Source organism: Microbacterium sp. JC 701, assembly GCF_021026215.1.
Taxonomy (GTDB): Bacteria; Actinomycetota; Actinomycetes; order Actinomycetales; family Microbacteriaceae; genus Microbacterium; species Microbacterium algihabitans.
In genome coordinates this window covers 643,155-656,843 of the sequence record NZ_JAJNCV010000001.1, presented here as the reverse complement: position 1 = coordinate 656,843, position 13,689 = coordinate 643,155, and the positions used below count along the sequence as shown (strand labels likewise).

Here is a 13,689-nt window from a genome sequence, read left to right as displayed (position 1 = left end):
AGGTGAATCCTCAGACCAACGGAACAGCGAGGATCTGGTCGATGGCCCGCAGCGTGAGCCCGGTGAGCTCCTGATCGCGGGCGATGTCCACGCCGCCGATCGCGTCGCGGAAGCGCTCGATCTCTCCGACCATCGGGTTGTCGGGGGCCTCGACGCGGACGACCTCTGCCGTGCCCCCGCGCGGAGTGAGGGTCAGCAGTCGAGGGGCCTCGATCGCATCGATCGCGAGCGAGCCGTCTTCGCCCTGGATCTCGCTGAACAGGGAGGTGTCGGTGATCTTCGACCACGCGACGTCGGCGAGGAAGCCGTCGTAGGCGGCGAGCGCCGAACCGAGGCCGTCGGTCGCGGAGGCGATGCCGACGCGTGCGCCCTGCAGCGCGCGCGGCGCACCGAACAGCCGCACCAGCACGTGCAACGGATAGACCCCGAGGTCGCGCAGCGCACTGCCGCCCAGCGCGGGGTCGAAGATGTTCGTCTGCTCCCCCGCGAGCACGTGGTCGTACCGCGCCGAACGCTTCTCGTACCGGAACGAGACGCGTCGCAGTCGTCCGAGCCGGGGCACGAGCCGCTCCACTTCCGCCAGCCCGGGGTCGTAGGCGCTGCGCATGGCCTCGAGCAGCACGACGCCCCGCTCGTGTGCGTGCGCGACCGCCGCATCCCACTCGTCCGCGGTCAGGACCGCGGGCTTCTCGACGAGGGCCGGGATGCCGGCATCCGCCGCTGTGCGCACCTGCTCCGCGTGCACCGCGTTCGGGCTCGCGAGATACACGGCGTCGACGTCGGGGGCCGCGAGGAGGGCGTCGAGTCCCTCGGCGGTGCCGGGCGCCCCCACACGATCGGCGAACTCCTGCGCCCGCGCCGCGTCACGGGAGGCGACGCGCGACACCTCGACTCCGTCGACGACACCCACCGCGCGGGCGAATTGCTCGGAGATGGAACTCGTGCCGACGATGCCGATGCGGATCATTCCTTCATCCTCCCGCGACGGGTGCGCGCGGATCGAATCGCGTATCCGAGCGTTCGCGTCATCTCACTATGCTCTCGCCGATTCGCCCACCCGATCCCGAGGCCCCATGCACAGCACCCGAGTCGCGCAGCGCCGCCGCACATCGCGCGCCGTCCGTCGACGCCGCTCCGTCGTCGCCGCCGTCCTGTCCGTCGTCCTGATCGCCACCGGTGTGACGGCCCTCGCGGTCACCCGCGGCGCCGCTCGCCCGGAGGCAGGCTCCTCGCCCACCGCGGAGAATTCCACCCCGGCTGGGACGCCCACGCAGACTCCGCTCACGCCGGCGGAGCAGCTCTTGGCGACCGCCACCGATCCGAACGCCTGCGCCGTGTCGTTCGAGGGCGATTCGCTCGCGCTCGCCCCGCAGCTGCAGATCATCGGCGCACGGTACGAGGCACTTCCCCTTCCCGCACAGCCCGGGCGCGTGTTCGCCGGCTGGTACGCCGACGCGGGCGCGGCGAGCACCCTCTCGCTCAAGGAGCGCATCAACGGAGCCGACCTCGTCTCGTGCACCGATCGCCGGCGCACCCTGCACGCCGGGTGGACCACCCCCGAGGCCAACGCGGCCGAGCAGACGCAGCTGCCGATCCTGATGTACCACCAGTTCACGCAGAAGCCCGGGGGCGAAGACGGCTGGCTCCGCCTGAATTACGCCGACATCGGCGACTTCGACGCGCAGATGGCCTACGTGCAGGACGGTGGGTTCTATCTACCGACGTGGGACGAGGTGAGCGCCTTCATCGACGGACGCCTCTTTCTGCCCAAGCGATCCGTCGTGGTCACCGACGACGACGCCGACAGCTCGTGGCTCGATCTCGCCGCCCCCATCGTCGCCGCGCGCGGGGTGCTCACGACCTCGTTCGTCATCACCTCCGCCCGCACCGCGCCCGCGCCCAACCCGTTCGTCCTGCAGCGCTCGCACACGCACGACATGCATCGAGCCGGGGCGAACGGCCGGGGGCGGATGGTGAACGACGACGCCGCCACGATCGCGGCAGATCTCGAGCAATCGGCGCAGATCCTGGGGGCGAAGGAGGTCGTCGCCTACCCCTACGGCCACTACGACGACACGACGAAAGAAGGAGTGCGACAGGCCGGGTTCGACCTGGGCCGCACGATCGAGCACGGCTACGTGCGCATCGGCACCGACAAGCTGGCCCTCCCCGTCATCCGCGTCAACTACGGCATGACGGTCGACGACCTGCGTGCGAGCATCGGGTGACGACGCCGCGTTTTCGCCGTCTCACGGGCGGTTTCTCATGGATCACTGGGGTGAACATCCGCTACCTCCCAGGGAACTCCGCCACAATCCCAGATTGAGCACGCGTCGGCCGGTCTACGCTGTGTATTTCTGGCTTACCGACGAAAACGCGAGCACCCATGGATCTATCCGTCATCGTTCCGACCTTCAATGAAGGCCCGAACGTCGCAGAGCTGGTCCGGCGCACCACGCAGGCACTGCTCGGCCGCACGGTCGAGGTCATCTTCGTCGACGACTCCACCGACGACACCCCCGACATCATCCGGGCCGTGGCCGCGGCATCCGAGATTCCCGTTCGCCTCATCCACCGCGACGACCCCGTGGGCGGTCTCGGCGGGGCCGTCGTCGAAGGCATCCGCGCCGCGGAGGCCGACCGGTGCGTCGTCATGGACGGCGACCTGCAGCACCCGCCCGAGGTCATCGCCGAGCTGCTCGCCCGCGCCGAAGAGGGCGACGCCGACGTCGTCGTGGCCTCGCGATACATCGCCGGTGGCACCTCCGACGGTCTGGCCAACGCTGTGCGCACCACGGTGTCGCGCGCATCGACCTTGCTGACCAAGGCGATGTTCCCCAAGAAGCTGCACAACTGCTCCGACCCGATGACGGGCTTCTTCCTCGTCGACCGTCGCTCGCTCGACATGGACACCCTGCAGCCCCGCGGATTCAAGATCCTGCTCGAGATCCTCGCCCGCAAGCAGATGCGCGTGGCCGAGGTGCCGTTCTCGTTCGCTCCGCGCTTCGCCGGTGAGTCCAAGGCGTCGTTCAGCCAGGGCATGCGCTTCCTCACGCAGCTGACCATGCTGCGCTTCGGCCGCATGTCGGCCTTCGCGCTCGTCGGCGGTCTCGGCGCCCTCGCGAACCTGGCGATCATGTGGGCGCTGCAGGCCGTGGGTGTGCAGTACCTCATCGCCGCCGTCATCGCGAGCATCGTGACGATCGTGGCCAACTTCCTCGCCCTCGAGTACCTCGTCTTCGCCGACATGCGCGCGGAGTCGGGTCTCATGCGGCATCGCTTCATCAAGTCGTTCACGTTCAACGGCGTCGAGGCCATCGTGCGCATCCCGGTGATCTGGGTGCTCGTGAGCCAGGCGCACTTCCAGAGCGTCGTGGCGGCCGCGCTGACCCTCGTCGCCGCGTTCGTCGTGCGCTTCGTGTTCCACGCCCTCGTGGTCTACGCGCCCAAGAAGAGCCGCGTCAGCAAGGTCGTCCACGCCATCGAGCCCCTCGAAGACGAAGTCACGGCCTGACGCCCGGCTGCCGGGGGCGGCGTACGCTGGAGACATGTCCTCCGACGCACCCATCCGTATGTTCGGCGCCGACTGGTGCCGCGATTGCATCCGTACGAAGAAGCAGCTCGACGAGCTCGGCATCGACTACGAGTACATCGACCTCGTGGCCGACCCCTCGGCCGCCGACGTCGCCAAGGAGATCTCGGGTCGCACCAGCATCCCCGTGGTCGTCTACCCCGACTCCAGCCACCACGTCGAGCCCTCGAACGCCGACGTCGAGTCGAAGCTGCGCGAGCTCTCGCTGATCTGATCGGGTCGGCGTGACCCTCTCCGCCGCGTGGCCGGTGCGCCGCGCGCTCACTGCAGAGCTCGGCACGGCGGTGCCCGCGTTCGTCGATCATCACGTGCACCTGCACCTGATCGACGGCGCGGGCCTGCCTTCCCGCGGGATCGCCGCGGTCGTCGACCTCGGCGGCGATCCGATGGCCCTCGCCCGACGAGCCTCCGGTCTGCCGCGAGTGTCGTTCGCCGGAGCCTTCCTGACCGCACCCGGCGGATACCCCTCGGGCAGGTCGTGGGCCCCGGCGCCCGTCGTGCGCACGATCACCGACGCGTCTCGGCATCCGGGAGTCGAGGGCGGAGCCCGCACCGCCGTGGATGAGCAGGCGGATGCCGGGGCCTCGGTCATCAAGATCGCGTTGCACGCCGACGCGGGGCCGGTCGTGTCCGACGAGGAGCTCGCGTCCATCGTGGCGTCGGCGCGGGAGCGCGGTCTGCCGACCGTCGCGCACGCCCAGGGTCGCGGGCAGGTCGACCGGGCGATCGCGGCCGGAGTCGACGCCCTGGCCCACACACCGTTCGACGAGCCCGTGACCCGTCGGCAGATCTCGCGCGCGGTGTCGGGGGGACTGGCGTGGATCTCGACGCTCGACATCCACAAGGGCGCCGACCGCGCGCGGGCGATCACGAACCTCCGAGCCTTCGCCGCGCGCGGAGGGCGCGTGCTCTACGGCACCGACCTCGGCAACGGCTCACTGCCCGTCGGCCTGAACCGCCGGGAGCTGCTCGGCCTGCACGAGGCCGGGGTGCGGGGGGACGCGCTCATCGCCGCGCTGACCGATCCGTGGCCGGCGGTCCGATCCGACGACGCGGTGTCGACGTTCATCGCGGGTCCCGCCCCCACCGACCCCGACGACGTGCCGACGTGGCTCAGCCGCGGAACCGTCGTCCCCACCGAGGAGCTCACCCGTGTCGACTGATCCCACCCCCGACTTCGGTTCCGTCGACGGCCTCGAGGTGCCCCACCGCTCGCTCCGCGGCGACGCGACACGTGCGGACGCGGCCGATCCCCTCGCCGCCCACCGCGACGCCTTCGTGGGAGCCGAGACCTCGCTGGTCTACTTCGATGGCAACTCGCTGGGCCGACCGCCGCGGGCCACGGCCGCGCGCCTCTCCCGCTTCGTGTCCGAGGAGTGGGGCGGTCGTCTCATCCGCGGGTGGGACGAGTCGTGGATGGACCTCCCCTTCGCCATCGGCGACCGCATCGGGCGGGTCGCCCTGGGCGCGGCATCCGATCAGACCGTGATCGGCGACTCGACCACGGTGCTGTTGTACAAGCTGCTGCGTGCGGCGCTCGACTTCCAGATGGCCGCCGATCCCGAGCGGGTCGAGATCGTCGTGGGTCGAGACGACTTCCCCACCGATCGCTACCTCGTCGAGGGCATCGCCGCCGAGCGCGGTGCGCGTCTCGTGTGGGTCGACGTCGACACCGCGCGGGGAGTGGATGCCGATCTGCTCGAAGCAGCCGTGAGTCGACGGACCGCGGTGGTGCTGCTCAGTCACGTGTCGTACCGCTCGGGCTTCCTCGCCGACGGAACCGAGCTCACCGCGATCGCGCATCGCGCCGGGGCCCTCGTGCTGTGGGACCTGTGCCACTCCGCCGGCTCGGTTCCGGTCGAGCTCGACGCGTGGGGCGCCGATCTCGCCGTGGGCTGCACCTACAAGTACCTCAACGGCGGGCCCGGCTCCCCCGCGTTCGCATACGTCGCCGAGCGTCATCAGGGGACCCTCGTCCAGCCGGTGCAGGGGTGGATGGGCGCGGCCGACGTGTTCTCGATGGGCCCGGTGTACCGGCCCGCCGACGGCATGCGCCGCTTCTTGTCGGGCACTCCCCCGGTGCTCGCGATGATCGCGATGCAGGACACCCTCGACCTGCTCGAGGAGGCCGGGATCACCGCCGTGCGCGAGAAGTCGATCGCGCTGACGGAGTTCGCCCTCCGCGCGAGCGACGCGCTGCTGACCCCGCTCGGTGTGCGGCTCGCCTCGCCTCGCGATCCCGCGGAGCGCGGCGGCCACGTCACGCTGTCACACCCCGCCATGCGCGCGGTGACGGCACGCCTGTGGCGACAGGACGTCATCCCCGACTACCGCGACCCGCATGGACTGCGGATCGGCTTGTCCCCGCTGTCGACGAGCTTCGCCGAGACCCTCACCGGCCTCGAGGCGGTCGCCGCCGCCGTCCGCGCCGAGAGCTGAGGGCCGACACCGGGCTCGCGCATCGAGGGCGCCGGGAGCGGAGGGCTAGCCTCGGAGGGTGATCGATCCCCTCATCCTCGTCGTCGCCGGCGTGGTCGTGGTCGCCCTCGCCACCGTCATCGCGCCGCGCTTCAACGTCGCGGGGCCCCTCGTGCTGCTCGCGATCGGCGCGGCTGTGAGCCTGCTGCCGTTCGTTCCGCCCTTCGCGCTGAACCCCGAGGTCATCCTCATCGGCGTCCTCCCGCCCCTGCTGTACTCCGCGGCCGTGCAGCTGCCCGCGATCGAGTTCCGCCGCGACTTCGCCCCCATCGCGGGGCTCTCGGTGCTGCTGGTGGTCTTCAGCTCGCTCGTGCTCGGGGTGTTCTTCTGGGCGGTCATCCCCGGGCTGGGCCTCGCGCTGGGCATCGCGCTGGGCGCGATCCTCAGTCCGACGGATGCCGTGGCCACCTCGATCGCGAAACGCCTCGGCATCTCTCCGCGGGTCGTGACCATGCTCGAGGGCGAGAGCCTGCTCAACGACGCCACCGCGCTGGTGATGCTGCGCACGGCGGTCGCCGCCGTGGCATCCGGATTCGCCTTCGGCGACGCCCTTGCCAACTTCGCCTGGGCCGTCGTGATCGCCCTCGTCCTCGGCGCGGTCATCGGCTGGGTGAATCTGCGCGTGCGCGAGCGCGTCACCAACTCGGCAGCGAACACCGCGCTGAGCTTCACAATCCCCTTCATCGCTTACCTCCCCACCGAGCACCTCGGCGGGTCGGGACTCGTCGCCGCCGTGGTCGCGGGGATCGTCACCGGGCAGGGAGCGGCGCGTCGCTTCACCCCCGAGCAGCGCATGAGCGACCGGCTGAACTGGCGCACGATCGAGCTGATCCTCGAGGGCGGGGTCTTCCTCGTGTTCGGCCTCGAGCTGAAAGACATCGTCACCGCCAACCTGCGCGAGCACGAGGGGCTCTGGCACGGCACGTGGCTCGCTCTGTCGGCCCTCGGCATCACGCTCGCGGTGCGGGCACTGTACGTGTCGAACCTCGTCTGGGTGCAGGGTCGCCGCAGCCGGCGGGCCGACCGCCATCAGGAGCGGATCGACGGAGCGCAGGAACGACTCGACCGCTTCGAAGAGGCCTACCGCAACGCGCCGGAGCAGTTCGGCGCGTCGGCGGCGAACCCCGAGCGCGCGGAGCGGCGCATCGGCTGGATGCGCGGCCGCATCTCGCGCACCATGGCCGACCTCGACTACTACCGCGACACCCCGCTGGGGGCGCGCCACGGAACCGTCATCGTCTGGGCGGGTATGCGGGGTGTGGTCACTCTCGCGGCCGCGCAGACGCTGCCGGAAAATACCTCGCAGCGCCCGCTGCTGATCTTCGTCGCGTTCCTCGTGGCGCTGTTCAGCCTGGTGCTGCAGGGACTCACCCTCGGGCCCGTCGTGCGCGCGGTCGGACTCACCGGCAAGGGCGGAGAGGGTCCGTCCCGCGAGGAGCAGCAGGCTCTCGACCTCGAGCTGCGCGAAGCCGCCGTCTCGGCCGTCGCCTCGGGCGCGCTGACGCGCCGCAACGGCGACGCCTTCTCCCCCGAGCTGGTCGAGCGCGCCGGGGCCCTCGTCGTGCGCCCGCCCGACGAGGAGGCGACCGAGAGGGTGCGCGATCTGCTCGAGCTGCGCCTGGCCTCGATCGAGGCGATGCGTCATCGCCTCGGGGCGCTCAGTCGCGATGGCCGGTACAGCACGGCTGCGCTGCGCCACGCTCTCGCCGAGCTCGACGCCGACCAGCTCAGCCTCGAGCTGCGCATCGACGACGGCGACGACGACTGACCCGGAATACCCCGCCCCTCCACGCCGTTTCCATTCATGCGCATGCGGTCACCGCGAAAGTCGTGGCGACTCGACGGCGGGAGAGAAGAGCATCCATGAGCAGGTTCGCCCAGAAGGTCGCCCTCGTCACCGGAGGCGGAAGCGGAATCGGTGCCGAGATCGCACGGAAGCTGGCCGGCGAAGGCGCCTCGGTCGTCGTCACCGACATCAACGAGGACGCCGCGAAGAAGGTCGTCGCGCAGATCACCGAGGCCGGCGGAACCGCCGCCGCGTTCGCGCAGAACACCGCGAAGTGGCAGGACTCCGAAGCAGCCGTGGACTTCGCGAAGCAGACCTACGGCGGCCTCCACCTCGCCGTCAACAACGCCGGCATCGGCGGCCCCGCGGCCACCATCGGCGATTACGACGTCGACGCGTGGGACCGCGTGCGCTCGATCAACCTCGACGGCGTCTTCTACGGACTGAAGTTCCAGCTGCCCGCGATCGTCGCCTCGGGCGGCGGCGCGATCGTCAACATGGCGTCGGTGCTCGGCTCGGTCGGCATCGCGCAGAGCTCCGCCTACGTCGCCACCAAGCACGCGCTCGTCGGACTCACGAAGGTCGCCGCTCTCGAGTACACCGCGCAGGGTGTTCGCACCAACGCGGTCGGTCCCGGCTTCATCGACACCCCCCTCGTGCGCGCCAGCCTCTCGCCCGAGGCGCTCGCGCACCTCGAGACCGAGCACGCCGCCGGCCGCCTCGGAACGGATGCCGAAGTCGCCGCGCTCACGCTCTTCCTGCTGAGCGACGACGCGTCGTTCATCTCGGGCAGCTACCACCTCGTCGACGGCGGGTACTCGGCCCACTGAGTCCGCCCCGTCGTTCCCGGGCCCGTCGCGCAGTGCGCGGCGGGCCCGTAGCGTCGGTGGGTGGTCGGGACGCGGGTGTGCTGGCCACGGCCGGGACGGCCACCGATGGGCGGGAAGGGGGATTCGCAGGGGCCGTACGGCACAATGGAGGTGGAGGTTTCCATGAGCGATCCGATCCCGACGATGCCGTCATCTGCGGATGCCGCCGGGACCAGCCCCGTGCCTCTCGCGCACGCGGCTGCCGAGTGCCCGAAGTGCTTCACCGAGCTGCAGAGCGACCGCGACTGGTGGCGCGCCCGCCCGTCGGGATCCCGCCTGGTCGGCCTTGTGGTCTCACGCCCCGACATGGAGTCGGTCAAGCAGCAGCGCGATGACCTGACCCGCTTCGGCGTTCCGATCGAGGGCTTCCGTCACCCCGCCCCCGAAACGCTCGAGGGGTGGGCGGGTCGACTCGACCGGTTCTTCGGAACCCTTACGCGCGGCGACGTCCTCGTTGTCGCGAGCGTGCACGCACTCGGCCTCACGCGCGAGGACGAGACGCGCGCGGTCGCCGATCTGCGTCGCCGCGGCGTCATGGTCAAGGTGCTGTCGCACGGCGACCGCCACCTGCACGACGCGACGCTCCACACGCACGGCTGAGGCGCAGCCGCCCCGCCGCTGTCGCGCGGGGAGGTCCCTGAGCCTGTCGAAGGGACCGGACACTTCACCGGGCCCGCCGACTTCGCGCGGGAAGTCCCTGAGCTCGTCGAAGGGACCGGGCTCACCGGGCCCCGTCGTCGCACGGAAGGTCCCTGAGCCTGTCGAAGGGACCGGGCATTTCGCCAGACGCGGCCGTCGTCGCACGGAAGGCCCCCGAGCCCGTCGAAGGGACCGGGGCTCCCCTCAGGCGCCGACGTAGCGCGCGAGATGCTCCCCCGTCAGGGTCGAGCGCTGCTCGACGAGCTGCGCGGGCGTCCCCTCGAACACGATCGAACCGCCGTCGCGCCCGGCCCCCGGGCCGAGGTCGATGATCCAGTCGGCGTGGGCCATGACGGCCTGATGGTGCTCGATGACGACGACGGTGTTGCCGTCGTCGACCAGGCGGTCCAACAGCCGCAGCAGCGTGTCGACGTCGGCGAGGTGCAGGCCGGTGGTCGGCTCGTCGAGCACGTAGACGGCCCCCGGCTTCGCCATCGAGATCGCGAGCTTCAACCGCTGGCGCTCGCCTCCCGACAGGGTGCTCAGCGACTGACCGAGGGTCAGGTAGCCGAGCCCGACGTCGCGGAGGCGACCGAGCACCGCGGCCGCGGGACCCTTCGTGAGGAATTCGGCCGCCTCGTCGACCGACATCGCGAGCACCTCGGCGATGTTCTTGCCGTCGAGGGTGTACTCGAGCACGTCGTCGGAAAAGCCTGTTCCCTCGCAGAGTTCGCACACGGTCTCGACCGTCGATTGGAAGCCCAGCTGCGTGACGATCACGCCGAGGCCTCGGCAGGCCGGGCACGCGCCCTCGCTGTTCGCGCTGAACAGGGCGGGTTTGACCCCGTTGGCCTTCGCGAACGCCGCACGCACGGCGTCGAGGATGCCGGTGTACGTGGCGGGGCTGCTGCGCCGCGACCCCTTGATCGCGGTCTGGTCGACGACCACGACGTCGTCGAACGCGGGCAGGTTGCCGTGGATGAGAGACGACTTGCCGGAGCCGGCGACCCCCGTGACCACGGTCAAGACCCCGCGAGGCACGTCGACGTCGACGCCCCGGAGGTTGTGCTGGGTCGCGCCGCGGATCGGCATGGACCCGGTGGCCGGCCGGACCTTCTCACGCAGCTGGGCCCGATGGTCGAGGAAGCGCCCGGTGAGGGTGTCGGAGGCACGGAGTCCTGCGACGTCGCCCTCGAACTGGATCGTGCCGCCCGCACGCCCCGCTCGCGGGCCCAGGTCGACGACGTGATCGGCGATCTCGATGACCTCGGGCTTGTGCTCGACGACGAGCACGGTGTTGCCCTTGTCGCGCAGCTGCAGGAGCGTCTCGTTCATGCGCTGGATGTCGTGCGGGTGCAGGCCCGCGGTGGGCTCGTCGAAGACGTAGGTGATGTCGCTGAGGCTCGAGCCGAGATGCCGGATCATCTTCGTGCGCTGCGCCTCACCGCCCGACAGCGTTCCGCTCGCGCGGTCGAGCGAGAGATAGCCGAGGCCGATGTGCACGAAGGAGTCGAGCGTCTCGCGAAGCCCCTGCACGAGAGGCGCGACCGACGGATCGTCGACTGTGCGCACCCAGGCGGCGAGATCGGTGATCTGCATGGCCGCGGCATCCGCGATGTTCACTCCGTCGATGCGCGACGAGCGAGCACCCTCGTTGAGCCGGGTGCCCTCGCACGCCGGGCAGGCGACGAAGGTGACCGCGCGGTCGACGAAGGCGCGGATGTGCGGCTGGAGCGCGTCGCGGTCTTTCTGCAGCATCGACTTCGTGATCTTGGGCACGAGGCCCTCGTAGGTCATGTTGGTGTTCGCGATGCGGATCTTGGTCTGCTCGCGGTACAGGAAGTCGTTGCGCTCCTGCTCGGTGAACTGCTCGATCGGCTTGTCGGCGTCGAAGAAGCCCGATTCGCTGAAGACGCGCACCATCCAGCCGTCGGCGGTGTAGCCCGGCACGAGGATGGCGCCGGCGTTGAGCGACAGCGTCTTGTCGACGAGCTGATCGAGATCGATGTCGCTGACCTGACCGAGTCCCTCGCACTCGGGGCACATGCCGCCGGTGATCTCGAACGAGCGGCGCTCCTTCTGCCCCTTCTTGGCACCGGTCGCGTGGGTCACGGCACCCGCGCCCGAGATCGACGGCACGTTGAACGAGAACGCCTGCGACGAGCCGACGTGCGGCTGCCCGATCCGGCTGAACAGCACGCGCAGCATCGCGTGCACGTCGGTGGCCGTGCCGACCGTGGAGCGCGCGTTGGCGCCCATGCGCTCTTGATCGACGCGGATGGTGGCGCTGAGATTCTCGAGCGCGTCGACGTCGGGCCGCGACAGCTCGCCCATGAACTGCTGCACGAACGTGGGGTAGGTCTCGTTGATGAGCCGCTGCGACTCGGCCGCGATCGTTCCGAACACGAGCGACGACTTGCCCGACCCGCTGACCCCGGTGAACACGGTGAGCCGACGCTTGGGCACGTCGAGGTCGACGTTCTTCAGGTTGTTCTCGCGGGCGCCGCGCACGCGGATGACGTCGTGGGCGTCGGATTCGGTCATGGGCGTCTCCTCGGATCGACCCCAGTGTGGCGGAGACCTCCGACATTCGCGAGGCGCGACGGATCGGGAGGCGCTGCCGTGCGGATCCGACGGGTGACACGCCGCTCCTCGGCGTTCGGCCTCCGGCGCGGCGTGGTCCACATCCGCACGACGGCAGCTGCCGCCGGAGACGACGATGCCCCCGCAGACGGATCTGCGGGGGCAATGGGAAAGTCGACTCAGCCTTGGGCGCGACGGTTCGTGCGGGGGCTGCGTGCTCCGACGACCATGCCGGTCGTGGGGGTTCCGGATGCCGAGCGCCCGGCGCCCTGCGGACGACCTGCACCCGTGCGCTGACCACCGGCGGCCGACTGGCCGCGGCCTGCACCGGAGGAACGCTGACCCTGGCCGCGACCGCCCTGCGGGGCGCGTCCGGCGGCGGAAGCATCGGTGCCCTGGGCGCTGCCACCCCGACCGCGGCGCTGGCGACCGCCACCGGCGGCGGGAGCCACGGCATCCGTGCCCTGCGTGCGCTGTGCGCGCTTGCGCTGGGCGTTGGCGCCCTGCGAGCGGCCGCCGCCCTGCGGCTGGGCCACGATGGGCTCGGGCTTGACGTAGGCGGCGACCTCGCCGACGAGCGCGACGACCTCGGGAGAGGTCGGGGTCACGGCCGTAGGCGTGGCCGAGATCTTGGCCTTGCGCAGGATGTCGAGGGTGTCGCGACGCTGCTCGGGGAGCATGATCGTGACGACGTCACCGGCGGTGCCGGCACGGGCGGTGCGGCCTGAGCGGTGCAGGTACGCCTTGTGCTCGACGGGCGGGTCGACGTGGACGACGAGCTCGACACCGTCGACGTGCACGCCGCGGGCGGCGACGTCGGTGGCGACGAGCACCTTGGCGCGTCCGTCGCCGAAGGCGGCGAGGTTGCGGTCGCGCTGCGGCTGCGACAGGTTTCCGTGCAGGTCGACCGAGGGGATACCCGCAGCCGTCAGAGCCTTCGCGAGCTTCTTGGCCTGGTGCTTGGTGCGCATGAAGAGGATGCGGCGCGCGGTGCCCGAGGCGAGCGTCTGCACGAGGTCTTTCTTGGCGTCGGCGTCGGCGGGAGCGAAGACGTGGTGGGTCATCGCCGCGACGTGCGAGTGCGCCTCGTCGACCGAGTGCAGCACCTCGTTGCGCAGGAAGCGCTTGACGAGCTTGTCCACACCATTGTCGAGCGTGGCCGAGAACAGCAGGCGCTGACCACCGGCGGGCGTGCGCGACAGCAGACGCGTGACGCCCGGGAGGAAGCCGAGGTCGGCCATGTGGTCGGCCTCGTCGAGCACGGTGATCTCGATGTCGTCGAGGCTCGCGTAGCCCTGACCGATGAGGTCTTCGAGGCGACCGGGGCACGCGACGAGGATGTCGACTCCTCCGGCGAACGCGTCGACCTGGCGCTTCTGGTTCACACCGCCGTAGACGGTGGTCGTGACCAGGCCGTAGGCCGCGGCGAGGGGCTTGATGACCTCGTCGATCTGGTTGGCGAGCTCACGGGTGGGGGCGAGCACGAGCGCACGGGGCTTGCGGCCACGACGGCGGTCGTTCTTGCCGGCGAGGCGGGCGACGAGGGGAAGCGCGAAGGCGAGGGTCTTGCCCGAGCCCGTCTTGCCGCGGCCGAGCACGTCGCGGCCGGCCAGGGTGTCGGGCAGGGTGTCGGCCTGGATGGGGAACGCGTCGTTCTTGCCCTGCGAGGCGAGAACGTCGACGAGAGGGGCGGGCACGCCGAAGTCGGCGAAAGTCTGGGACGTCATGAATACTCCTGCCGC

11 protein-coding genes are annotated in these 13,689 nt (G+C 70.6%); 8 read left to right on the top strand and 3 right to left on the bottom strand.

Annotated elements, in window-relative coordinates:
* Window positions 1–10: 10 nt before the first annotated feature.
* Entirely contained in the window at window positions 11–967 is a 957-nt protein-coding gene (locus LPW41_RS03145) for a Gfo/Idh/MocA family protein (protein ID WP_230704096.1), read from the bottom strand.
* Window positions 968–1,073: 106 nt separating this feature from the next.
* On the opposite strand from LPW41_RS03145, the gene LPW41_RS03140 reads away from it, so the two are divergent.
* The 8 genes from LPW41_RS03140 (at window position 1,074) to LPW41_RS03105 (ending at window position 9,325) form a co-directional block, all read left to right on the top strand.
* Window positions 1,074–2,228: a polysaccharide deacetylase family protein gene (locus tag LPW41_RS03140; RefSeq protein WP_230704095.1), complete on the top strand. Its 1,155-nt coding sequence runs from the start codon at window positions 1,074–1,076 to the stop codon at window positions 2,226–2,228.
* A 158-nt stretch (window positions 2,229–2,386) separates the two neighbouring features.
* The gene (locus LPW41_RS03135; protein WP_154096806.1) at window positions 2,387–3,514 is read left to right on the top strand and encodes a glycosyltransferase family 2 protein; all 1,128 of its coding nucleotides are present in this window, start codon (window positions 2,387–2,389) and stop codon (window positions 3,512–3,514) included.
* 34 nt (window positions 3,515–3,548) lie between these two features.
* Window positions 3,549–3,806, top strand: a complete 258-nt coding sequence (locus tag LPW41_RS03130; protein WP_103206884.1) for a glutaredoxin domain-containing protein — start codon at window positions 3,549–3,551, stop codon at window positions 3,804–3,806.
* Between the two features lie 10 nt (window positions 3,807–3,816).
* The gene (locus LPW41_RS03125) at window positions 3,817–4,755 is read left to right on the top strand and encodes a hypothetical protein (RefSeq protein WP_230704094.1); all 939 of its coding nucleotides are present in this window, start codon (window positions 3,817–3,819) and stop codon (window positions 4,753–4,755) included.
* Between the two features lie 37 nt (window positions 4,756–4,792).
* Window positions 4,793–6,031: an aminotransferase class V-fold PLP-dependent enzyme gene (locus tag LPW41_RS03120; RefSeq protein WP_230704511.1), complete on the top strand. Its 1,239-nt coding sequence runs from the start codon at window positions 4,793–4,795 to the stop codon at window positions 6,029–6,031.
* Window positions 6,032–6,089: 58 nt separating this feature from the next.
* A complete protein-coding gene (locus LPW41_RS16990; RefSeq protein WP_222123896.1) occupies window positions 6,090–7,838 on the top strand; it encodes a sodium:proton antiporter in 1,749 nt (582 codons plus the stop codon).
* Between the two features lie 95 nt (window positions 7,839–7,933).
* Window positions 7,934–8,686, top strand: a complete 753-nt coding sequence (locus LPW41_RS03110; protein ID WP_230704093.1) for an SDR family NAD(P)-dependent oxidoreductase — start codon at window positions 7,934–7,936, stop codon at window positions 8,684–8,686.
* Between the two features lie 162 nt (window positions 8,687–8,848).
* Complete coding sequence (locus LPW41_RS03105) at window positions 8,849–9,325, top strand: dehydrogenase (RefSeq protein WP_230704092.1); 477 nt, start codon at window positions 8,849–8,851, stop codon at window positions 9,323–9,325.
* A gap of 243 nt (window positions 9,326–9,568) precedes the next feature.
* On the opposite strand, the gene LPW41_RS03100 is transcribed toward LPW41_RS03105, so the two are convergent.
* The gene (locus LPW41_RS03100) at window positions 9,569–11,908 is read right to left on the bottom strand and encodes an excinuclease ABC subunit UvrA (RefSeq protein WP_144830116.1); all 2,340 of its coding nucleotides are present in this window, start codon (window positions 11,906–11,908) and stop codon (window positions 9,569–9,571) included.
* Between the two features lie 218 nt (window positions 11,909–12,126).
* A complete protein-coding gene (locus tag LPW41_RS03095; RefSeq protein ID WP_230704091.1) occupies window positions 12,127–13,674 on the bottom strand; it encodes a DEAD/DEAH box helicase in 1,548 nt (515 codons plus the stop codon).
* Window positions 13,675–13,689 lie beyond the last annotated feature (15 nt).